Origin of the sequence: Thalassobacillus cyri (assembly GCF_900107755.1) — a bacterium.
Classification (GTDB): domain Bacteria; phylum Bacillota; class Bacilli; order Bacillales; family Halobacillaceae; genus Thalassobacillus; species Thalassobacillus cyri.
Genome location: NZ_FNQR01000029.1, coordinates 1 through 21,984 on the forward strand (window position 1 = coordinate 1; position 21,984 = coordinate 21,984).

The following is a 21,984-nucleotide window of genomic DNA, read 5'->3' on the forward strand; positions in this document are numbered from 1 at the left end:
ATCAAATCCAGGTTAAGTGGCATGAGTCCCGTCAAATACCGAGAACGTGCCCAGTTAACTGCTTGAATTAAAAAGTGTCCAATATTAAGGGGTCATTTCACTTCGCCTTGCGGGATCTCACCGCTCATGTTCATCCCATAGGACTTTGAATAAGCATCTTATGAAAAATCAGCAATGACGTTTAACGAAGCATTAGTATAACACTTTGTAATCACAGAGTTTCAGCCTGGGATGTTTAGGAAATAGTTTACTATAACCATTATTAAGAAGGAGAGATGTTATGGTACAGACATATAACCTATACATCAATGGCGAATGGGTTAAGACAGATGATCAATTAGAAGTCCTTAATAAGTATACACAGGAAGTTTATGCTCAGGTTTCAAAGGCTGGAGAAAAAGAAGTTGAGCAAGCGACCACCGCTGCGGAAACTGCTTTTAAAGAAAATCCGCTACCTCCTTACGAACGTTACAAGATTTTAAAGAGAGTCAGTGAACTGCTTCAGGAAAACAAAGAAGAGCTCGCTAAAAATATTACGATGGAAGCCGGAAAACCATTGAAGCAGACACGCACGGAAATTGACCGTGCGACACAGACAATTGAATTATCAGCGGAAGAAGCTAAGCGTATCCATGGGGAAGGAGTCCCGGTGGAGGCAGCTCCTGGTTCAGAAAACCGGATGGCTTATACGATGAAAGTTCCTGTCGGTGTTGTCGGAGCAATCAGTCCTTTCAATTTCCCGCTGAACCTTGTAGCTCATAAGATTGCTCCTGCTATCGCAGCCGGAAATACTGTCGTTTTGAAACCTGCGAGTAACACACCGACAACTGCTTTGAAGCTGGCTGAACTATTTGAGCAAGCCGGCCTTCCGAGAGGATTTTTTAATGTTGTTGTCGGTTCAGGATCAACCGTTGGCCAGCAGATGATGGAAGATGAACGGATCAATCTATACACGTTCACTGGCAGCGCTGATGTCGGCTTGAAATTAAAGCAGAATACCGGCTTGAACAAGCTGATACTTGAACTGGGAAATAACTCCCCTGTCATTGTAGATAAAGAAGCGGATTTAGACAAAGCTGCCAGCAATATTGCCCAGAAAAGTTTCGCATTTGCCGGTCAAGTCTGTATTTCGGTCCAGCGTTTGTATGTTCATGAAGATATACAGAATGAATTCCAGGACAAATTATTTCAGGCGATCGACCAATTGAATATCGGGGATCCGAACGATCCGGATACAGATGTAGGACCGATGATCAGTGAAGAAGAAGCAGAACGCGCCGAACAATGGATCAAAGAAGCGGAAAATAACGGAGCTAAGATTGTCTATGGCGGTAAGCGTGAGGGAGCATTACTTCATCCGACGGTGGTTGCCAATGTGAGAAACGAGATGAAAGTTGTATGCGAAGAAATTTTCGCACCAGTCATAAGCATAATTCCTTTTGCAGACATTAAGGCATGCATTAATGAAGTGAACAAATCCCAATACGGACTGCAAGGTGGAATTTTCACAAAGAATCTGGAAACAGCCTTCTATGCGTCCAAGCATGTCCACGTTGGAGGTCTCATGATCAATGACTCCTCCCAGTACCGTGTCGACCTGATGCCATATGGTGGTGTCAAAGGCAGCGGCTGGGGCAAAGAAGGGCCAAAATATGCGATTGAGGATATGACCGAAGAACGTTTAATTGTTTTCAACCTTGATCAATAATAGTAAACCAGCTGGCACATCTGTGCCAGCTGGTTTTTTACGTACTGTGAAGTCTGATATTCCTCCGCTGAAGAAAAAACATCCGCCCATATAAAGTAATGGCTCCTGCAGTCAAACCGATAATCAAGCTCATCCAGTAGCCATAAGGACCAAGTGCTGTATAGTTGGCAAGCAGCCAGCCGCTTGGGAGACCAATTACCCAGTATGATACAAACGCCACGACCAGCGTGATATTGACGTCTTTGTAGCCACGCAAAATCCCTTGAATCGGCGCTCCGACAGCATCCGATAATTGGAACCAGATAGCGAAGAAAATGAAGTTCTTCGTCAATTCAATTACAGCAGGATTGGAACTGTAAAGACGGGCAACGGCATCGTCAAACACATACAATATCAACCCGGCCAGCACGGACATCGCAACTGCAATCAAGATGCCTAAATAGGAATACGTCCGGGCGTCCCTGTGGCGGTTTGCCCCTATTTCAAAACCTACGGCAATAGTCAGTGTGAATGCAATGCTGAGCGGGATCATATATAACAATGAAGCAAAATTGATGGCTGCCTGGTGTGCTGCAATGGTATACGTATCATAAGCGGTCATAAAAAAAGTGACCGCTGCGAATATACTAGTCTCAAAGAAAATCGCAAAACCAATAGGAATGCCGATTTTCAGTTGCTCTCCCCAAGCCTTCACAGAGGGACGGATCCAGTTGGAAAAAATGCGATAATGACGAAATGGCTGAACAGTCTGCAGGATAATAATGGCGATGAGAAAGGACACCCAGTAGGTCAAAGCAGTCGCCAGTCCTGCGCCAATTCCGCCGAGTGCCGGAAATCCGAATTTCCCAAAAATAAATACATAATTGAATACAATATTGGTCGGAAGGGTAAGGAGAATGATGATCATCGATATTCTTGTGAATCCAAGGGCATCAATGAAACTGCGATAGATATTAAACACAAATAACGGGATGATTCCAATCCCAAGTGTAATCAGGTAATATTTTGCGATAAAAGTGACTTCATTCGTAATGTCCATTAGGCCAAGTACTGGATCGATCAAAAAGAAACCTGCCACACCGATAACGATAGCAAGCACTGCTCCAAGGTACGCCCCCTGTTTGACTGCGACGGGGATGTAGTTGTCTTGTTTCGCTCCCTTCAATTGTGCCACAATAGGGGATATTGCCAGCATGATACCATTCAGCCCGGTGAAAACGGGCAGCCATACATTCGAACCGATGGCGACACCGGCTAAATCTTCAGCCCCAGCCTGGCCGGCCATAATCGTATCAAAAAAATTCATCGCATACATGCCGATCTGCGTAATTAGAATCGGGATGAGGATGGTGAGGAATAGCCTGATTTTCTGTTTCAAGGTTGAAGTTTCATACATATGTCTCTTCCTTTTCTGATACAATTCACTTAGGATAGAGAGGATTATAGCACAAAAACAAAACTTAACCTACATGAAATAATAAATTAGACAGGATGACGAAGAGAAAGGAAGTTTTTCATGAGTAAGAAGAGTATATTATTTACCGGTGGAGGAACAGCAGGACATGTCATCGTGAATCTTGCTTTGATTCCGGAATTCAAAAAACAAGGATATGAGATTGATTATATCGGATCCCATAACGGAATAGAACGACAATTGATTGAAGATCTCGATGGTGTTTCATACCATGCTATTTCTACAGGAAAACTGCGTCGCTATATGTCGAAAGAAAATTTGAAAGATCCTTTCAAAGTCATGAAAGGCACCGTGCAGGCATGGAATATCATTCGGAAACGGAAACCGGACGTTATCTTCTCAAAAGGTGGATTCGTATCTGTCCCTGTAGTGGCAGCGTCATGGATGAATCGCGTACCGGCAATCATCCATGAGTCCGATTATACCCCTGGTCTTGCCAACAAACTTGCGTCAAGGTTTGCGAAAAAAATCCTGGCGACTTTCCCGGAAACGATGGAGTATTTACCTGATGGAAAGAAAGAATATATCGGGGCGGTCATTCGTGAAGAATTGTTCAAGGGCGATAAGCAAAAGGGACTGGAGATGTGTGGCTTCTCTGCTTCGAAACCCGTCTTAATGGTAATGGGCGGCAGTATGGGATCAAAAAAAATCAATGATTCGATTCGTAACCAGTTGGATGAATTGCTGCGAAAAATGCAAATCATCCATATATGCGGGAAAGGAAATGTCGATGAATCGGTTAAGCAGCAGGGCTATATCCAATTTGAATATGTAACCGGTGAATTGAAAGATCTTTTTGCCGCGACTGATTATATTGTTTCGCGGGCAGGATCCAACGCCATCTTTGAGTTTCTTGCATTACAAAAACCAATGCTGCTTATCCCTTTATCGAGACAAGCAAGCCGCGGTGACCAGATATTGAATGCTGATTCGTTTGTCAAGCAAGGATACGCAAGAAAATTGGAAGAGGAAGAACTGACAGAAGAAACGCTCATAGAAGAAATTGATGGGCTGATGAAAGATAAAAATCAAATTCTTAAAAATATGGAAACCTACCACAGTCAGCAAGTGAAAGAGAAAGTTGTCCAGCTGATACAAAGTTACGAAAAGAATTAAATGTTAGACTGCCTTCCATAAAGGCAGTCTTTTTTGTACTTTAAGGAAGATTAACTTTGTTAAAAGATTATAGTATAAGAAAATACGAAGGTTTTCGCCATAAGTACTTGGTGACAAGCCAAGTTTATCTAATGTAAATCAATCATTATTATTCTAGGGGGGGGAAGTAATTTAAGTTATAATTGTAGATACCAAGATTATACAAGTCAGGAGTCGATGTCATTGAAAAATGTCGTTTGTCATTATTGTAAGAAGGAAGTGAAAGACAGGGACGACCTTGTTACTGCTTCCAATTGGTTCCGTATCAAAGCGTTCCACTATAATTGCTTCAAAGAACAGGAGCAGGATACCAAGCTTTCGGTTAATTCCTGGAATCCGGTCAATGGCGGCGCTGGTAATGTTAGTTTTGCTATTATGCTGGCATTGGCTGTCTGGATGCTGTTCACCAGCACGCTGGGTTTCATCGGTGACTTAATAGGAATTTTGGCATTGTATCCAATTTTCCTGCGTTTTTTATCGTTAATTTTTATCGAATCTACCCTACCTAAGTTCAGTTCAGATAAGCAGAGAAGGTGAAACCTGATTAGTGAAGCTCATAACGGCAAAGTAAGCTATAATCAAGAGGATATATAATAATTGCATGATGATTCCGCCGATACTACATACAAGGCCTGCGATGGCGACATTCATCCCTGCTTCATCTTTGGTTTTGATTTCTTTCAAGCTTACCCTGGAATAATAAATTCCGGCAATGGCACAGAATAAACCGATGATTGGAATGACGATGGCCATGATCCCTAGAGTCAGTGCTGTGATTGCCTTGTTATTGGTCAGTTCCTTTTCTCTCTATATAATCAGTATAAAGATAAAGAAAGAAGATTAGAAGGTTTTACCTTATTTTCAAGCAGGGTAAATACATAAAGTGAGTAAAAATGATAGGATGTAAGCAAGCATTTCGCAAAGGAGAGATAGGATATGAGTTTAACAAGTACTGTCAAACTACGTAATGATGTAGAAATGCCGTGGCTCGGCCTTGGGGTATATAAAATGGAGGATGGGCAGGAAGTAGTGGATTCGGTGAAAAGTGCATTAGAACTGGGCTACCGTCACATCGATACCGCATCGTTTTATAAAAATGAAGAAGGAGTCGGACAGGCGATCAAAGAAAGTGATGTTGGACGCGAAGATATCTTTGTCACTACAAAGGTCTGGAATGATGAGCAGGGTTATGAAGAAACCCTGGAGGCTTTCGATCGCAGCTTGAATAAGCTGGGCCTTGAATACCTCGATCTATATCTCATTCATTGGCCAGTACCAGGAAAGTTCACGGATACGTGGAAAGCATTGGAGAAGCTTTATAAAGATGGAAAAGTGAAAGCGATTGGTGTCAGCAACTTCCTGCCGCATCATTTGCAAGATGTAATGAAAGACGCTGAAGAAACTCCGATGGTTAACCAGATTGAACTGCATCCAGAGCTTCATCAACAGCAGACAAGAGAGTTCTGTAAAGCAAATGATATCCAGTTAGTCGCCTGGTCCCCACTTGCACGTGGAAAGTACTTGGATGCTCCTGTTTTAAAAGAACTAGCTGAAAAGTATGATAAAACACCAGCACAAGTCATTCTTCGCTGGGATTACCAAAGTGGTATCGTGACGATTCCTAAATCCGTTAAAAAAGAAAGACAGCAGGAAAACGCAGATATCTTCGATTTTGAACTGACAGACGAAGAAATTAAACGCATCGATGAATTAGACCTGGGAGAAGAAGGGCGCAACGGTCCACACCCGGACGAATTTGATTATTAATATATGATTAGAGGCTTTTGGGGAATAGAATCCCGTTAAACAGTGAAAGCAGTCAAAAAGGCATGGACAAAAAATGTCCATGCCTTTTATATATAGTAACCTTTTAGTCATCCTCTTCACCAGCTCCGATAGGTTAGTGAGCCAGGCGGGTTATGCATAAACATCTGATAGATTGGAATGGTATAGGCGATCAGTACAAGAGCAATCGATACACCGATCCATACCGACCAGCGTTCCAGTATTTTCGGAGGATGTTCTGCCTGTTCATTGACAACACCGACTGGGTATTCAATCGTTTTTTCAGTTCTCGGTGCAAAGTACAACAGGTTTACCCAGATATACAATACCAGTAAAATCGCGATAAAAAGCAGTACGCCCCCAGCCGCGATTACCTGGTTGTAGGAAATCCAGGTCAGTGCCAGTTCATGGTCTCCATAAGTGGCATAACTGCTGCGCCGTGGCGCTCCCTGCAAACCGACAATGTGCATGATCCCCCCCATCAGGAACATTCCTATTGCCCATAAAATCGCCTGGACAATTGCCAGTTTGTTCAAATGTTTAGTAAATTCCCTTCTTGTCAGTACGGGAATCAGCCAATAAGAGATCGCGAAAAACGTAAGCAATACGGTCGAGGCAAGTGTCAGGTGAAAGTGCCCAGTGACCCACCATGTGTTGTGGACCACCTGGTTCATCTGGTAGCTGGCATTGATGATGCCTCCCGCCCCTGCAGGAATGAAAATAAGCATTGCCATAGCTGCCGAAAAGAATCGCGCATCCTTCCATGGCATCTTTTTTATCCAGCCGAACAACCCTTTTCCGCCTCGTGATCGTCCTGCCAATTCGAACGTAGCAAGCAGCGAGAAGGCTGTCAGCAAAGAAGGGATGACCACCATCATCGTCAATACGACCTGCAAAAACTTCCAAAACGATTCGATGCCTGGCTCATTCAATTGGTGGTGGAATCCGACAGGCACGGAGAACAGGATAAACAAGATAAACGTCAGTCGGGGCAGGGAATTACTGAATATTTTGCCGCCAACGATCTGCGGAATATTGACATACCAGTAAATATAAGCAGGTAATAGCCAAAAATAGACGAGTGCATGACCGAAATACCAAAACAACGCCCTGCTTAAGCCAACATCTACCCGTGCCACCAAACCCAACGACCATGGGATAAGCTGGAATACGACCTCCACTGCCACGGCAAGGCTGGCATGCAGCCATAAGATCATTGTTGCTACTGCCATATAGGCGAACAGCGGAGAAGAGTGCTTTTTCCGAGTCCGCCTCCAGTTGATATAAGCCGCGAAAATGCCAAAAGCACTGAACCAGCTTCCTACAATCAACAGGGCGGCACCGATATAGAACCATGGCGATGCCTGCATTGGTGCATAAAATGTATACAAGACAGAAGCATCATTTGTTAAAATCACTATAACTGCCATGACTGTGCCGACCGCCATCATATAAAAGCCGATCCAGCCTAGTACACGTGCTGCCGGGGATAGCTTCCCATCAAGTGTGCGGGCAACCCCGGAAAATAAATACCCGATAATAAAAAATGTGGTGAAAACCAGGGCAAGCAATACTCCATGCGCGGTCAAGAGCTGATAATAATTGAGCCAGGGAGGAAGAGTAATCCACCCACTCCGCTGCATAACTTGAAGAAGTCCTGCCGTTGCCCCGAGGAAAACTGCTCCAAAGGAAAAGAGCAGGTGAGCCATGACTAACCTTGAATCTTTTCTATCAAATTTGAAATCGGTCAGAGCAGCTTGTTCTCCTCCGCCTTCAACTCCTAAATCTGTTGTGCTCATTTTTTCATCCCCTCACTTACATTTTCTCTTCAACGATGATATTTCCATACATCAGATGATGGCCGCTACCACAATACTCGTGGCATACAAACAAATATTCTCCAGCCTCATCGAAGGTCTGTGTGTATTCTGCAACGTGTCCTGGCACTGCCATCAAATTGGTGGTTGTCCCAGGTACAAAAAATCCATGAACAACATCCTTGCTGGTTATTTTAAAATGGACGGTCGATCCTTCAGGTACCGTTATCTGATTCGGTTTATAGCCGAATATATATGATAGTATTACTGCTTCGTATTCATTCGGTCCGATCTGCTTCAAACCAGGCTGATCGAATGGTGCAGAAGCTTCAACATTTTCAGGCTCAACCGTTGTCTCCATCCCGTCTGGCGGATTCAACCCCATCGTACCTGCCATAATTCCGAGAACAATTAAAAAGAGAATAAGGGATCCTGTACCGACTGCCATCCAGATTTTTTCATATTTAGGCATATGGATCATTTTTAGATTGCCCCCTTTCTATTAAAGCCTGTCTGTATACACAAAGAATGTGGACAGCCATAAAATTAAAATGGAAATCCCGATAATGAAAACTCCGTAAAACGTGCCTTTTAATCTATCATCATATTTTTGATTTTCTTTACTGGTCGGTTCTCGCACCTCATCCACCTGCTTTCATTTGAATCTAGCAACCATTATTGCCATGAGGTTGTGTTTTATATACTTGCAACGGGTGAGGCACATAAAAAAAAGAGCCTGCAGGACTCTTTGTTTGAAAACTATATGGGAAGTTTGCCGTCAACGAATGAGATTAATGTGAAAATGATGATAAGGAACAAAATATATATAAACAGGGTCAACAGTAATATTTTCGGTTTTCTTAGAAATAACATGTCCGATCCCAGCATAGTATCCCTGTTATTTAATTTATGTTCCAGTTCATCCAATAAATGATCTATGGTTTGCTGATCATTTCTCGTATTGGCTTCCCTTATTTCATTTAAAACTTTGGAGTAGGCTTTCGGAATACTTTGGTTATTGCTGCTGCCGTTTTGGCCGGTTATTAATTCAGCTTCCATGTTGACGATTTTTTCGAAGTAGTTATCTTTCTGATTTGCGTCCAAATGTTTGCTTCTCTCGAAACGCAGGACAAGGTCACCGAATAAGTTTTCCAGGTCATAATTGGCTTCCAAATCAACATTAAGGTCCCTTTCCACAGAGCGAAAGATCATGATTAATTTATTATGGGAAACCTTTTCTTCGCTGACTAACATTCCTTCCATAATATCAAGCAGCGTATCTTTTGCTTTATTAATTCTTTCTTTTTTTACTTTTTTTCCTGAAAACCATAAACCTATTGGTCCCAGAATGAAAAACACTAAACCACTTATAAACGACACGATGATATTGTTTCTATTTGCTTCCCAAAAAGTAGTTATCCAGTCCATCCTTACCACAACCTGTCTATGAAAAGTGAGATGTTTGGGATCAAAATAGTTTTGTCCTTTTTACATATCTATGAGTGGCAGAAGGAATAAATTCAATTGCCCCAGCCTTCGTACTATTTATTTTTTCGTGTCATAGGAAAGGATGTCGGGTAACATAACAATATAGTCTTTAGCAATAATCCAACATCCCTCAAGCCAAGAGTGAAGATGATAAAGGTGAAAGAAGGTGAGCGAATGGGAAATAAAGAACCCAATAAATTAATCGAAGAAAAATCCCCTTATTTACAGCAGCACGCTTATAACCCGGTGGAGTGGCACCCGTGGGGAGAGGAAGCGTTTGAAAAAGCAAAGCGGGAAAACAAACCGATTTTCTTATCCATCGGCTACTCAACATGTCATTGGTGCCACGTTATGGCACATGAATCCTTTGAAGATGAAGAAACAGCTGAAATGTTGAATAAACGGTTCGTGTCCATAAAAGTAGATCGGGAGGAACGGCCGGATATCGACTCGATTTATATGCGAGTGTGCCAGATGCTGACCCAGCACGGGGGCTGGCCGCTGAGTGTATTTTTAACCCCTGAACAGAAACCATTTTATGCGGGTACCTACTTTCCTAAAACAAGCAAGTACGGAATTCCGAGCTTTCGGGATGTGATTACACAGCTCTATGATCAGTATCATAGTGATCCAGAAAAAATTACGAAAGCGTCCAACCAGATTACTGAAGTATTGAATGCAAAAGTAGAAGTGGACAAGGAAAATCGACTTTCTGGTGATGTGCTGCATCAAGCGTTCCAACAATTAGAAAACTCCTTTGACGAAACGTTTGGCGGTTTTGGAGGAGCACCTAAATTTCCAAGTCCTCATAATATGATGTTTTTGATGCGGTATTATCAATGGACAGGCAATGAAAATGGCCTGAATTATGCCACGGAAACCCTTAATAGCATTTATGAGGGTGGAATCAATGACCACATCGGCTATGGATTTGCCAGGTATTCAGTCGATGAGAAATGGCTGGTCCCTCACTTTGAAAAAATGCTTTATGATAACGCACTGTTGCTTACAGCCTTTACGGAAGCACACCAGCTAACTGAAAATGAGCGTTTCCAACAGGCTGCCGATCAGATCGTAACTTTTGTCGGGAGGGAACTGACCGATGAAAATGGCGGTTTCTATTCAGCTATCGATGCTGATTCGGAAGGGGTCGAAGGCAAGTACTACATTTGGGACTATAGTGAAGTCTTGAATATTCTCGGCCCTGATATTGGTGAAATATTTGCAGAAGTGTATCAAATAACACGGCGAGGAAATTTTGAGGAAGAAAATATTCCTAACTTGATCGGTACGGACTGGCGAGCTATCGCTGAGAAATATGATATGGATGTAGAAGAATTGGAAGAGCTGATCGAGCGGGGCAGAAAAGAACTGCTTAAGGTCCGTGGTAAACGAGTTTACCCTCATGTTGATGATAAAATACTAACATCCTGGAACGCGCTGATGATTGCGGGTCTTGCCAAAGCATCACGCGTTTTTAGAGAGACAGGTTATCTGACCGCTGCTGATAAAGCATTAATTTTTATTGAAGACAAATTGTATGTAGGTGGACGATTGATGGTCCGGTACCGGGATGGGGAAGTGAAACATAAGGGACACATCGATGATTACGCGTTCCTGTTATGGGCTTATATGGAAATGTTCCAAACCACATTTGATTTGAACTATCTTAGTAAAGCTAGACAGGTCAAAGAACAGCTGCTTGACTTATTCTGGGATAACGAGCAGGGAGGATTTTTCTTTTCCGGGAAAGACGGAGAGGGTTTAATTGCCCGGGAAAAAGAAGTGTATGATGCGGCCATGCCGTCCGGAAATGCGGTCGCAGCTGTAAGCTTGCAGAAGCTGGCAGGGGCGACCGGTGATTTGGAGCTGCTCGACCTTATCAGTGAAATGTTCGCTACTTTCAAAGAAGAAGTAGAACATCATCCCAGTGGGTTCACTTTCTTTCTGCAAAGTTTAATCCAAGAGGAAGCGGCTAAAAAAGAAGTGGTCATTATCGGAGATAGAGACGACCCTGACAGGCAGCGTTTAATCACTGCAATCCAGCATAAGTTTTTGCCTCATGTTTCGGTGCTCGTAGCAGAGGAACCGGAAACCTTCCGGAATATTGCACCATTTGCCGCTGAGTACCGTAAGCTGGAAGACAAAACTACTATTTATATTTGCGAGAATTTCGCTTGTCGCCAGCCCACTACCGATATCGATCAAGCATTAAATGATATATGACAAAAAAGAACGACCTTATCTAAACTGGATAAGGTCGTTTTATATCATAATCAGAAAGGGGAATAACTGATTATTGTTTCTTACTACATAAAATATGTCCGATGTCCAGAAGTGCATGGGGGATTGTCTCTACCCTCAGAAAAATGTACGTTTGGCCGAGGTACAAACGTATTTTTATACAAGCTCTTAGTGACAAACTCGTCTGGCTGCTATAGCCATCGTTTGATATTTTCAATCGGCTGTAACTTTTTCATTTCTTCCATGGTCCGGAATGGACATCCTTTTTCACGCAAACGCTGGAAGGTGTTACGGATTGTGAATATTTTTGGATCTTCTAATGAGTCAAGTTCTTCCCAATATAATGGAGTGGAGACGCTAGCGGCAGCATTTCCCCGCGGCGAATAAGGAGCGATGATTGTTTTACCCGGCGCATGCTGGACATGATCGACGTATAACCTCTCTTTCCGGTTCTTCTTTAATCGTTCTGTTGTAAACAGGTCTGGTTGATAATCGACCAGTGTATTAGCGATTACCTCTGTGAAGCGGCTTGTCTGCTCATAGCTTAGAGACTTGTCCGGGAGCGGCAGGTAGACTTGCAGGCCCTTGCCTCCAGAGGTTTTCACGAAAGCATAAGCCTGAAGTTCCTGGAAAATCGTATAAAGGTGCTTTGCGGCCTGGACAGCGAGGTGAAAACCATTTTCGTCCGGAGGATCGAGATCAAATACAATCTCCACTGGATAGTCACTGTTCTGTTTTTGAAAAGGAACATGGTATTCGATTGCAGCCTGATTACCGAACCAGGCAAGCTGGGCGGCGTGAGAGATGAACTGGCTTCCTTCCTCGTTCTTAACAAATATCTCTGGAGCATAGGCAGGCAGGTTTTTTTGAAAAAAAGCTTCCTTATTTATTCCATCGGGATAACGGATGACGGTCAATTTTCTGTCATCCAAAAAGGTTTTCATATATGGATAAATCCTGCGCAAATAACTGATCAGCTCTGCTTTGGATAGTTCCAGTTCAGGGTATAAATGTTTATCCAGGTTCGTATAGGAAACTTCATCAGGCGGCATACCTAACTGCCAGTCCAGTTGGGAAATGGTACAATCATCCGGTGACACGTCCAAACGGAAATCAGTAAAAACAGGCTCTCTCCACTCATTACCATGAAAGCCGAGGCAATGGATATCCATACAAATTGCTGGCGGCACCTGGTAGTAATCGCCGCGTTTGATACCCTTCTCTTTTACTGCCTTAATCAATGTTTCCTTATCGTTTTGATTCAGACCATGCTTACATTTACCTATTGGAAGAAGAGAATCGTTATTATCATAAACAGATAGCTCAAAATAAGCGTTCTGCTGATGGTAGCCAGTCACAATTCCTGTGACCGTCCGCCAGTTCTTGACTTTTTTCCATTTTTCGTTTCTCCCTTCTTCATAGAGGGCAGAGGTGAGTTTTGCTACCATACCTTCAGCCAAATGGTCACTGACACGTTGCTGGATCTCTGACTTTCTTTTAATGGCTTCCACAAAGCCAAGCGGTATGGAAAACTGGATCGCGAGCGGGAGGTCCATGAGCCTGAACAATTGCTCGAGCTGCTTTTTTCGTGAAATATAAGGGGAGGTCAACTTTTTCCCTTTCCACTCCACGATATCAAAGGCGAGGAAGTGAGCTGGCCGTTGTTCTCCTTGCTGCTGGATACGCGCTTTATTGCTCATGCGTGAGCGCGTCTGCAAGGTATAAAAGTCACTCTGATACAAGGTGTTCAAAACGGTCAATTCACCATCCAGAACTAGCGGCAGATAATCCTCTAATAGTTCGGAATGATCGTGGAAAAACTCTACCACCTCGGGAAATTGCTTTGTCAGTGATTTTCCATTCCGGCTGATTAATTCGACATTGTCATTCTCCCACTTCACGAGGCAGCGAAAGCCATCGTATTTCACTTCGTACACCCAATTTTTACCGTTAGGCAATTCAGCGGCAAGCACTGGCTGCATGGTTTTATACTTCATAATGACACCACCTATAGCGTTAGTTTGGCAATCCGATTAAAAGCTAAACATAAATCTTCGCTGGATGCTCAAACTAAAGAAAAAGAAGGTGACGAAATGCACACAATGTGGAAAGGAACAATCAGTTTCGGTCTGGTCAACATCCCGGTGAAACTGCATGCTGCTACGGAAAATAAAGATGTAAAAATGCGACAGCTTCATAAAGAATGCCAGTCTCCAATCAAATATGAAAAGGTTTGTCCGGTATGTGAAAGAGAAGTGGAGCAAGATGAAATCGTCAAAGGCTATGAATATGCGAAGAATAAATTCGTCCTGATCGATGAGGAAGAAATGGAAGAATTGAAAAAGGAAAATACCGATAAAGCGGTAGAGATTGTTGATTTTGTCAGCCTGGAAGAAATCGATCCGATCTATTTTGAAAAGAGTTATTTTTTATCCCCGAATGAAGGTGGTTCAAAGGCATATGTCCTGTTGCGGGAAGCGTTGCAGGACACTGGCAAAATCGGTGTCGCTAAAATTCTGATACGAGCCAAAGAACAGCTGGCTGTCATTCGTGTTTACCAGAACACACTTGTAATGGAAACCATCCATTATCCAGATGAAGTCCGTGCCACCGTCGATGTACCGAATGTACCTGAACAAGGGGAAACCGTCAAAAAAGAGTTGGATACGGCAAAAATGCTGATTGATCAATTGACCTCGGAGTTCGATCCGGAGAAGTACCAGGATGATTATCGCAATGCACTGCTGGAACTAATTGAGGAAAAGAAAAACGGGGAAAAACATATTGCGACTGCCAAAGAAAAGAAAACGCCTGATAATGTGACCAACTTGATGGATGCTTTGCAGGCATCACTCGACAAAGCAAATAAAAGCGGTGGAAAAACAACCAAGAAAAAATCAACAACTAAGAAAAGCAGTACTGCGAAAAAAAGTACTTCCAAGAAAACCTCTACAGCGAAAAGCAAAACAAAAAAGAATGCGTAGCACAGCTGTGACTATGATGTTGATTTTCAGGAGGAATGAGTTTTTGCCCTCTTGATAAAAGTAAAAGCTGCCCCTTTATGGACAGCTTTCTTTTGAATCATTCCTGGTATCCCTTTGTCACTAGATCAAGCTTCCCTGTCTCTGGGTCGATAACAAGTCCATGGACAGGGGTGTTTTTAGGCAACAAGGGGTGATTACGTAGAATCTCAACACTATTTTTGACAGATTCCTGGACGCTCTCGAAACCCTGAAGCCAGCTATTCACGTTGACACCCGCAAAATCAAGTGCTTTTAGTGTCTCATCACTGACTCCTTGATCTTTCATTTTAGAAATCGTACTTTCACCATCGAAGTTTTTCATACCACAACCATGGTGGCCAATTACCATGATTTCATCAGCTTTTAGTTCATACGCAGCGACAAATAGGCTCCGCACTACACTGTCAAAAGGGTGGGTAACAATTGCACCAGCATTTTTAACCATTTTAACGTCCCCGTTTTTAATATTCAAAGCACGGGGAAGCAACTCCACCAATCTGGTATCCATGCAACTTAAAATAGCCAGCTTTTTATTTGGAAACTTGTCCGTCTGGTATTCTAAGTATTGCTTTTCTTCTACGAAGGTACGGTTATGTTCTAATATTTCATCCAAGTACATGTAATCCCTCCTAACAAGATTAGTTTTATTTTAACGAAAAATCTTCCCCTTTGCAGGGATTTTGATGTAATGAGATTGGAAACTGCGTCATTATAAGGAGACAACGCTTATGGAAATGCAGTTGGTAGAGGTTTATATTCCTAATACACGCTTTGAATCGATCTATGAAAAATTGAAAGAGTTCGATTCCCAATCGCTCTGGGTGTCAAATGAATCCGAGGATCGTAAGTTAGTCCGTATTTTAGTTTCTACCAAAGATGTGGAGGATGTACTGGATTATCTGGAAGGAGTAGCGGGTGTGGTAGACGGGTTCGAAACGATGCTGCTCCCTGTCCGGGCATACTTTTCAAGAGATACCGTCAACAAAGCGGGCGAGACGGAAGAAGAGGAGAAGCAAGAGGAAGAAGAAAAAGAGGCATTGCTGCTTAGGGCAAGCCGGCATGAATTGATTAATAATGTAGAAAAAAGCAGCAACATCACGCTCAATTATACAATGATGATTATTTTATCAGCAATTGTGGCAACGGTAGGATTCATCAAAGACAGTGAAGCAGTCGTCATTGGCGCAATGGTGATTGCTCCGATGATCGGGCCTGTGATCGCCATGGCTTTCGCGTCTATACTGGGAGATTATTTACGGCTTTGGAGAGCTTTCCTGGCCTCAATATTTGGTGTATTCATGGTTCTTCTCATATCTGTAGCACTCGGGTACTTGTTGGATGTGGGATTGAAAACCGATCAGTACTGGGCTAGAACGGAAGTATCCGTTTCGGATATTTTCCTCGGAATTGCCTCGGGAGCTGCCGGCGCTCTTGCATTTTTAAACCGTTTGTCCGGAAATCTTGTCGGGGTAATGGTTGCCGTGGCTTTGCTTCCACCGACAGTAGCTCTAGGTGTTTCGCTTGGGGAGGGTTTGTGGACGAATGCCTTTGGGGCTTTTATATTATTGACGCTAAATATTTCGTCGATCTTACTATCAGCAGTAATTATATTTTCAATTGCGGGTATTAGGCCAGTGCGCTGGGAAGAAGTGCAAAAAGCAAATGTCTCGAGACCGCTGTCGATTGTATTTATCATTATTATGCTCTTTGTATTAGCACTTACGATTTTGTTCGGGAGAGGGATCTGAAGAGATTTATGTCGAAACCTTTTTGAAGAAAGTTCCAAGAATAGTGTTGATTAAATATTTTGAAAACTATATAATATATAATCATTAAGATTAAAGGAGGCCACGATAATGAACAAGCAACCAGTAGTAAACGTGCAAGTCGCTCTACTTACAATTTCATATCTTACGTGGCCGATTGATTCCTGAATAATAGCAGGGGATGGATTAATTTTTATTTGAACATAGGGGAAATAGGCCACGAATAGGTTCGTGGTTTTTTATACTTTAACTTTGTTAAATGTATTCAGGGCATACGTCACGAGCGTATGCCCTTTTGTCGTTATTAGGCAGTTTTATTTGGATGCTTGATATAGATATAAATCTTCGAAGGAGGAGTAACTTATGGAAATTTGCAAGCGTTTGAAGCAAGTAATTGAAGATTGGAAAGACAGTGGATAGCAAGAATGGTGGAAGGGAAGTGAGTAGATTATGTTTGGTGTATTCAGTAAATTAGGATGGTTTTTTAAATTACATTGTAAACGATATACCTTTGCAATTATTGCTTTAATAATTGCTAGTGTGATTGATATCATTCCACCAAAATTGGTGGGGATGGCAATCGATGATATTCAATTCAACGCCCTTACATCCGATCGTCTTCTGGAAATGCTGCTGATTTATGGCTGTTTGATCATAGCAAGTTATACGATTTCATTTCTGTGGGATTACACCTTATTTGGCGGGGCAATCATGATGGAGCAGACGATGCGCTCCAAATTGATGAATCATTTTCTGAAAATGACACCAGGGTTTTTCGGTAAATTTCGAACCGGAGATTTGATGGCAAGGGCCACTAATGATTTAAAGGCTCTTAATATGACAGCGGGATTTGGAATTTTAACCTTAGTCGATTCCACGATTTTCATGTTACTGCTGATTGCAGTCATGGGATTCACAATCAGCTGGAAGCTTACTTTGGCTGCTTTGCTGCCACTACCGATTATGGCCTTCGTCATGAACCGATACGGTAAAGTTATCCACGCACGTTTCATGGAAGCACAGAAAGCGTTTGGTGATATGAATGATGATGTCCTTGAATCAGTCAAAGGAGTAAGAGTAATCCGAGCCTTTGTTCAGGAAAAGCAGGATGAAGAACGATTCAAAACCATGACGGAGGATGTCTATCATAAAAATGTGGAAGTTGCTAAAGTAGACGCGATGTTTGAGCCGACAATCACCATATTGGTTGGTATTTCATATACGATCGGGCTCGGATACGGGACCTCCCTTGTGTTTCAAAATGTAATGACCCTCGGGGAATTAGTGTCATTCAACGTTTACCTCGGTATGTTGATCTGGCCGATGTTTGCAGTAGGTGAGCTGATCAATGTCATGCAGCGGGGGAATGCTTCTTTGGATCGTGTCAATGAAACACTGGATTATAAAGCTGATGTGGGAGATCCGAAACAGCCAGCAGTTTTAGAGAAGCCAGGCACTATCGTTTTTAAAGATGTCACCTTCACTTATCCGGGCACCGACTTGCCCAGGCTGCAGGAGATTGATTTGAAAATCGAAAGCGGGCAGACCATCGGTGTCGTCGGGAAAACAGGGGCAGGTAAAACTACGCTATTCCGTCAACTGCTAAGAGAATATCCCGGAATGTCAGGAGCATTAACGATTTCAGGTATTCCCATCACCGATTTTGCGCTTGAAAAGACACGTTCCTGGATCGGATACGTTCCCCAGGATCAAGTATTATTTTCAAAAACCGTGCGGGAAAATATCCAGTTCGGTAACGAAAATGCCAGTGATGAAGAAATCTACCGAGTCATGGAGCTCGCTCATTTTATTAATGACATCAAAAGCCTTTCCGAAGGGCTGGATACAAAGGTCGGAGAAAGCGGTGTCACATTATCAGGCGGGCAAAAGCAACGTGTAGCAATTGCCAGAGCGTTCATCATGGATCCTGAGATATTGATTCTAGATGATGCCATGTCAGCGGTTGATGGAAAAACAGAAGCGAATATCATCCAGCATTTGAAGGAGGAACGAACGGGAAAAACGACCTTGATTGCTGCGCACAGGCTGTCAGCTGTTACACACGCAGAACATATCATCGTTTTGGAAGACGGAAAGATTGTCGAAGAAGGGACACACGATCAGTTGATGGAGACTGACGGCTGGTATCAGACCCAGTATAAGATGCAGCAGTTAGATGAGAAGGGGGCGGTATCGTAATGAAACGTTCAACGGAAAAACAATTATTTCAGTATGCGTGGAAATTCCGGAAACAAATTTCCATTGGACTGCTTTTCCTGGTCATTGCGGTAGCACTTGAATTGACCGGTCCTTTCATAGCGAAACGTCTGATCGATAACCATGTCGTCGGAATTGAGTCGACATGGTATCAGGTGGAGAATAAGGATGAATATACTGCCTCCTACCAAGGTGATTTTTATAAAAGAGAAGACCGATTAAATGGCACAGAGGAAACAGGTGATAGAACGACAGTGCTTCAAGTGGGAACCAGCTACTATTTTGTTGACCAGGCGGTCCCGACCACTGGGAAAAGACAAATCGAAAGCGATACGCTGATAATCGATACGCCTGAAGGCGAAGTATCGGTAAACGCAGAAAAACTGTCATTACAGGAATTATACAGTTTTTTCGCTCCAGAGCGCCCGGCGATATACCGGCTGTTAGGTTTGTATATGGGATTGCTTTTGGTCGCAGCTATTTTTCAATTTGGCAACACATTTTTATTACAAAAAACATCCAATCGAATCATTCAACGGATGAGGAAGGACGTATTTGGGCACATACAGCGGCTGCCGATTAATTATTTCATCAATCAGCCAGCAGGAAAAGTGGTTGCCAGGGTGACCAATGATACTGAAGCGATACGCGAGCTTTATGTAAGGGTATTAGCTACTTTTGTTACGAGCATCGTTTACATGACTGGTATTTATATCGCCCTATTTTTGCTCGACCTAAAGTTAGCAATGCTTTGTTTGCTGCTGCTGCCAATCATAGCGGTATGGATGCGTGTGTATAAATATTATGGCGGCAAATATAACAAGGTAGTTCGTTCTACCGTAAGTGATATGAACGGGAATATCAACGAAGCGATACACGGAATGTCAATCATCCAGGCCTTCCGAAGGCAAAAGCAGACATCGGAAGAGTTTGAAGCTTTAAATCAGAAACATTTCACGTATCAACGGAAGTTAATCCGTTTAAGTGCTTTGACCTCACATAACCTTGTCAATGTATTACGCAATTTCGCTTTTGTTGCGTTTATCTGGTATTTCGGTTCTCAGTCGATGGGGGCCGAGGGTGTGATAACCGTGGGAGTACTTTATGCATTTGTCGATTACTTGACGCGTTTGTTCCAGCCTGTCAATGATCTGGTCAATCAACTGCCGCAACTGGAACAAGCGCGTGTAGCGGCAGGGCGTGTTTTTGAACTGATGGAAGAAGAAGGCGAAAAGGTCAAGGTCGTCAAGGTACCTCGTTATCATGGAAATGTACGGTTTGATCATGTATCTTTTGCTTATGAAAAAGATGATTATATTCTGAAGGATATTGATTTTGAAGTGAAATCCGGTCAGACAGCTGCCTTTGTAGGGCATACAGGCTCAGGAAAGAGCTCTATCATGAATCTGCTCTTCCGATTTTACGACCCCCAAAAAGGCAGGATAACTATTGATGGTAAAGACACGAAAAAATGGTCCAGACAGCAGGTACGCAGTCATATGGGAATCGTCCTGCAGGATCCATTCATTTTCACCGGAACTATTTTGTCGAATGTAACGATGAATGACCCGAATATTTCCCGGGAAATGGCGATTGATGCATTGAAAGCGGTAGGAGCAGACAGATTTGTTGAAAAGCTGCCGAACCAATATGATGAACCGGTCAAAGAGAAAGGGAGTTCACTTTCAATGGGAGAGAGGCAGTTGATTTCTTTTGCGAGGGCACTTGCCTTCGACCCTGCGATTCTTATTTTGGATGAAGCGACTGCTAATATTGACACAGAGACAGAAAAGCTGATCCAGGATGCACTCCAGGTTCTTAAACAAGGGCGGACAACATTAGTGATCGCGCACCGTTTGTCTACGATTCAGCAAGCGGATCAAATTTTTGTGCTTCATCATGGTACAATGATGGAAAAGGGAACCCACACGCAATTGATTACTGAAAAAGGTCTCTATTATCAGATGTATCAAATGCAGCAGGGAAAATTGAAAGCGACCGCGATGTAGGCTCGCTGATTTTGTTAATGAGGTGGAAGCACCATGGAGAGAGATGACCAAAAACAGGATATCATTGATGAAGATTTATATGAAGAAATTGATGATGAGGAAATGTATGAGCTCGTCCAGGAAGAAAAAAGAAAGGCGATCGCTCGTGCCAAGGCAGAAAAAGAGGAGCCGAAACGTCCATTCCCTAAGTGGGCGTTTTGGCTTGTCGCTATCGTTATGGTTTTGAATTTAGCTGCCGTCATCCCTCAGACTTATTCGATACCTGCTATCGACTTTTTGGTTACTTCTGCTAAACTGTCTACCAATCCCGTCATTGATGACTATCAAGAAGCGGTTGTCGTAGTAAAAGCAGGCCAAAGCAAAGGAACTGGATTTGCGATCACAGAGGATGGGACAATCATAACGAATCATCATGTGATTGAAGATGAAAAACGGATCTCAGTCGCTTTCCCGGAGGAAGGTTTGTTTCATGCGGAAGTGGAAGCAGCTTTTCCTGACGTCGATCTGGCCGTCCTTAAGGTGGAAGGAGAATCACTTCCCCATCTTGACCTGGCTGATAAGACGACATTTGAATCGGAAGAGCACTTTTATTTTATTGGCAATCCATTAAAGTTTACAGGAATTGCCAACCAGGGGACAATCATCGATTACACAAACCTGGAAAGTTGGGATCAACCGGTCATGATGCTGGATGCGCCTATTTATAAAGGTAACAGTGGGAGCCCGGTCATCAATGATGAAAGCGAAGTGATCGGTGTCGTGTTTGCTACATTAAACCATGAGGATCATGGAAGGGTTGGCCTTGCTGTTCCGATTGATTATTTTCATAATAAGTATCCTTAGTATTCCTGAGACTTCACTTATACACCGGTAGTCTTTAAATCCCTCAGAGCTTATCGCTCTGAGGGATTATCGCCTTTAATTGAAGACTCAGTTTCGAGATGGTGGGGTCCGTTAACATGAGAGGATTGGGATGGGCTGGGAAACACCTCGCTTTCCAGCTTCATCGCCTAGACACTCGCGACATAAGCAGTCCATCAACGGGAAGAAAGAGCCCTTCCCTTTTGCTGTTCTGCTTATGCGTGTCGTGTCTCCCAAGGCGATTACGCATTCATTTCTTTCCTGCGGGGACCTGGCAAGCTTCCTCGGGCCCTGTGGGATCTCGCCTAGCCCTTTCTCTCGCGGGAGATTCCTGTGGGATTCAATAGAGGGGTCCTTGTATTAAAAAAAGCCCTCCGTTATGATGCATTTGTACAACCAAATACAAACATCAAAAGGAGGACTTCCCATTGAATTCT

Annotated in this window: 17 protein-coding genes; 10 read left to right on the forward strand and 7 right to left on the reverse strand. The window is 43.0% G+C overall.

Annotated features, from left to right (window positions below; translation table 11 throughout):
- Window positions 1–280 precede the first annotated feature (280 nt).
- Window positions 281–1,708 carry an aldehyde dehydrogenase family protein gene (locus tag BLV00_RS21260; protein WP_093046915.1) on the forward strand — a complete coding sequence of 476 codons (1,428 nt, stop codon included), beginning with the start codon at window positions 281–283 and terminating at the stop codon, window positions 1,706–1,708.
- A gap of 37 nt (window positions 1,709–1,745) precedes the next feature.
- On the opposite strand, the gene BLV00_RS21265 is transcribed toward BLV00_RS21260, so the two are convergent.
- Window positions 1,746–3,104 (reverse strand): MATE family efflux transporter, encoded by a 1,359-nt coding sequence (locus BLV00_RS21265; RefSeq protein WP_093046916.1) that lies wholly within the window; start codon window positions 3,102–3,104, stop codon window positions 1,746–1,748.
- Window positions 3,105–3,224: 120 nt separating this feature from the next.
- Here BLV00_RS21265 and BLV00_RS21270 point away from each other — a divergent pair, with 120 nt between their 5' ends.
- Together BLV00_RS21270 and BLV00_RS21275 are read left to right on the forward strand one after the other, a co-directional pair.
- The gene (locus tag BLV00_RS21270) at window positions 3,225–4,298 is read left to right on the forward strand and encodes an undecaprenyldiphospho-muramoylpentapeptide beta-N-acetylglucosaminyltransferase (protein ID WP_093046917.1); all 1,074 of its coding nucleotides are present in this window, start codon (window positions 3,225–3,227) and stop codon (window positions 4,296–4,298) included.
- Between the two features lie 222 nt (window positions 4,299–4,520).
- Window positions 4,521–4,874, forward strand: coding sequence for a hypothetical protein (locus BLV00_RS21275; RefSeq protein ID WP_093046918.1), 354 nt, complete (start codon window positions 4,521–4,523; stop codon window positions 4,872–4,874).
- Here BLV00_RS21275 and BLV00_RS21280 read toward each other — a convergent pair.
- Entirely contained in the window at window positions 4,854–5,132 is a 279-nt protein-coding gene (locus tag BLV00_RS21280) for a DUF4190 domain-containing protein (RefSeq protein WP_342723277.1), read from the reverse strand. The two genes, BLV00_RS21275 and BLV00_RS21280, sit on opposite strands and share 21 nt — an antisense overlap.
- 141 nt (window positions 5,133–5,273) lie before the next feature.
- On the opposite strand from BLV00_RS21280, the gene BLV00_RS21285 reads away from it, so the two are divergent.
- On the forward strand, window positions 5,274–6,104 hold the full coding sequence (locus BLV00_RS21285; RefSeq protein WP_093046920.1) for an aldo/keto reductase: 831 nt from the start codon (window positions 5,274–5,276) through the stop codon (window positions 6,102–6,104).
- Between the two features lie 116 nt (window positions 6,105–6,220).
- On the opposite strand, the gene BLV00_RS21290 is transcribed toward BLV00_RS21285, so the two are convergent.
- The 3 genes from BLV00_RS21290 to BLV00_RS21305 form a co-directional block, all read right to left on the reverse strand.
- Complete coding sequence (locus BLV00_RS21290; RefSeq protein ID WP_093046921.1) at window positions 6,221–7,921, reverse strand: b(o/a)3-type cytochrome-c oxidase subunit 1; 1,701 nt, start codon at window positions 7,919–7,921, stop codon at window positions 6,221–6,223.
- Window positions 7,922–7,937: 16 nt separating this feature from the next.
- Window positions 7,938–8,420, reverse strand: a complete 483-nt coding sequence (locus BLV00_RS21295; protein ID WP_093046922.1) for a cytochrome c oxidase subunit II — start codon at window positions 8,418–8,420, stop codon at window positions 7,938–7,940.
- 278 nt (window positions 8,421–8,698) lie between these two features.
- Window positions 8,699–9,367, reverse strand: a complete 669-nt coding sequence (locus BLV00_RS21305; protein WP_093046924.1) for a hypothetical protein — start codon at window positions 9,365–9,367, stop codon at window positions 8,699–8,701.
- Between the two features lie 234 nt (window positions 9,368–9,601).
- Here BLV00_RS21305 and BLV00_RS21310 point away from each other — a divergent pair, with 234 nt between their 5' ends.
- Window positions 9,602–11,653 carry a thioredoxin domain-containing protein gene (locus BLV00_RS21310; RefSeq protein ID WP_093046925.1) on the forward strand — a complete coding sequence of 684 codons (2,052 nt, stop codon included), beginning with the start codon at window positions 9,602–9,604 and terminating at the stop codon, window positions 11,651–11,653.
- Window positions 11,654–11,862: 209 nt separating this feature from the next.
- Here the strand turns inward: BLV00_RS21310 and ligD are convergent, their stop codons facing one another.
- A complete protein-coding gene (gene ligD / locus BLV00_RS21315; RefSeq protein ID WP_093046926.1) occupies window positions 11,863–13,668 on the reverse strand; it encodes a DNA ligase D in 1,806 nt (601 codons plus the stop codon).
- A gap of 96 nt (window positions 13,669–13,764) precedes the next feature.
- On the opposite strand from ligD, the gene ku reads away from it, so the two are divergent.
- Complete coding sequence (gene ku, locus BLV00_RS21320; protein ID WP_093046927.1) at window positions 13,765–14,655, forward strand: non-homologous end joining protein Ku; 891 nt, start codon at window positions 13,765–13,767, stop codon at window positions 14,653–14,655.
- 97 nt (window positions 14,656–14,752) lie between these two features.
- Here the strand turns inward: ku and BLV00_RS21325 are convergent, their stop codons facing one another.
- A complete protein-coding gene (locus tag BLV00_RS21325) occupies window positions 14,753–15,313 on the reverse strand; it encodes a beta-class carbonic anhydrase (protein WP_093046928.1) in 561 nt (186 codons plus the stop codon).
- A 109-nt stretch (window positions 15,314–15,422) separates the two neighbouring features.
- Between BLV00_RS21325 and BLV00_RS21330 the strand changes: the two genes are divergently transcribed.
- From BLV00_RS21330 to BLV00_RS21345, 4 genes are all read left to right on the forward strand, one after another.
- The gene (locus BLV00_RS21330; RefSeq protein WP_093046929.1) at window positions 15,423–16,442 is read left to right on the forward strand and encodes a TIGR00341 family protein; all 1,020 of its coding nucleotides are present in this window, start codon (window positions 15,423–15,425) and stop codon (window positions 16,440–16,442) included.
- A gap of 468 nt (window positions 16,443–16,910) precedes the next feature.
- Window positions 16,911–18,659 (forward strand): ABC transporter ATP-binding protein, encoded by a 1,749-nt coding sequence (locus tag BLV00_RS21335; protein ID WP_093046930.1) that lies wholly within the window; start codon window positions 16,911–16,913, stop codon window positions 18,657–18,659.
- Complete coding sequence (locus BLV00_RS21340) at window positions 18,659–20,686, forward strand: ABC transporter ATP-binding protein (protein ID WP_093046931.1); 2,028 nt, start codon at window positions 18,659–18,661, stop codon at window positions 20,684–20,686. The genes BLV00_RS21335 and BLV00_RS21340 overlap by 1 nt, the downstream gene beginning before the upstream one ends.
- A gap of 33 nt (window positions 20,687–20,719) precedes the next feature.
- Window positions 20,720–21,529, forward strand: a complete 810-nt coding sequence (locus tag BLV00_RS21345; protein ID WP_093046932.1) for a S1C family serine protease — start codon at window positions 20,720–20,722, stop codon at window positions 21,527–21,529.
- Window positions 21,530–21,984: the final 455 nt, after the last annotated feature.

Excerpts from the sequence above, each read along its gene's own strand:
- BLV00_RS21260 (WP_093046915.1), top strand. The coding sequence starts at position 281 with ATGGTACAGACATATAACCTATACATCAATGGCGAATGGGTTAAGACA.
- BLV00_RS21265 (WP_093046916.1), bottom strand. The coding sequence starts at position 3,104 with ATGTATGAAACTTCAACCTTGAAACAGAAAATCAGGCTATTCCTCACC.
- BLV00_RS21270 (WP_093046917.1), top strand. The coding sequence starts at position 3,225 with ATGAGTAAGAAGAGTATATTATTTACCGGTGGAGGAACAGCAGGACAT.
- BLV00_RS21285 (WP_093046920.1), top strand. The coding sequence starts at position 5,274 with ATGAGTTTAACAAGTACTGTCAAACTACGTAATGATGTAGAAATGCCG.
- BLV00_RS21290 (WP_093046921.1), bottom strand. The coding sequence starts at position 7,921 with ATGAGCACAACAGATTTAGGAGTTGAAGGCGGAGGAGAACAAGCTGCT.
- BLV00_RS21295 (WP_093046922.1), bottom strand. The coding sequence starts at position 8,420 with ATGATCCATATGCCTAAATATGAAAAAATCTGGATGGCAGTCGGTACA.
- BLV00_RS21305 (WP_093046924.1), bottom strand. The coding sequence starts at position 9,367 with ATGGACTGGATAACTACTTTTTGGGAAGCAAATAGAAACAATATCATC.
- BLV00_RS21310 (WP_093046925.1), top strand. The coding sequence starts at position 9,602 with ATGGGAAATAAAGAACCCAATAAATTAATCGAAGAAAAATCCCCTTAT.
- ligD (WP_093046926.1), bottom strand. The coding sequence starts at position 13,668 with ATGAAGTATAAAACCATGCAGCCAGTGCTTGCCGCTGAATTGCCTAAC.
- ku (WP_093046927.1), top strand. The coding sequence starts at position 13,765 with ATGCACACAATGTGGAAAGGAACAATCAGTTTCGGTCTGGTCAACATC.
- BLV00_RS21325 (WP_093046928.1), bottom strand. The coding sequence starts at position 15,313 with ATGTACTTGGATGAAATATTAGAACATAACCGTACCTTCGTAGAAGAA.
- BLV00_RS21330 (WP_093046929.1), top strand. The coding sequence starts at position 15,423 with ATGGAAATGCAGTTGGTAGAGGTTTATATTCCTAATACACGCTTTGAA.
- BLV00_RS21335 (WP_093046930.1), top strand. The coding sequence starts at position 16,911 with ATGTTTGGTGTATTCAGTAAATTAGGATGGTTTTTTAAATTACATTGT.
- BLV00_RS21340 (WP_093046931.1), top strand. The coding sequence starts at position 18,659 with ATGAAACGTTCAACGGAAAAACAATTATTTCAGTATGCGTGGAAATTC.
- BLV00_RS21345 (WP_093046932.1), top strand. The coding sequence starts at position 20,720 with ATGGAGAGAGATGACCAAAAACAGGATATCATTGATGAAGATTTATAT.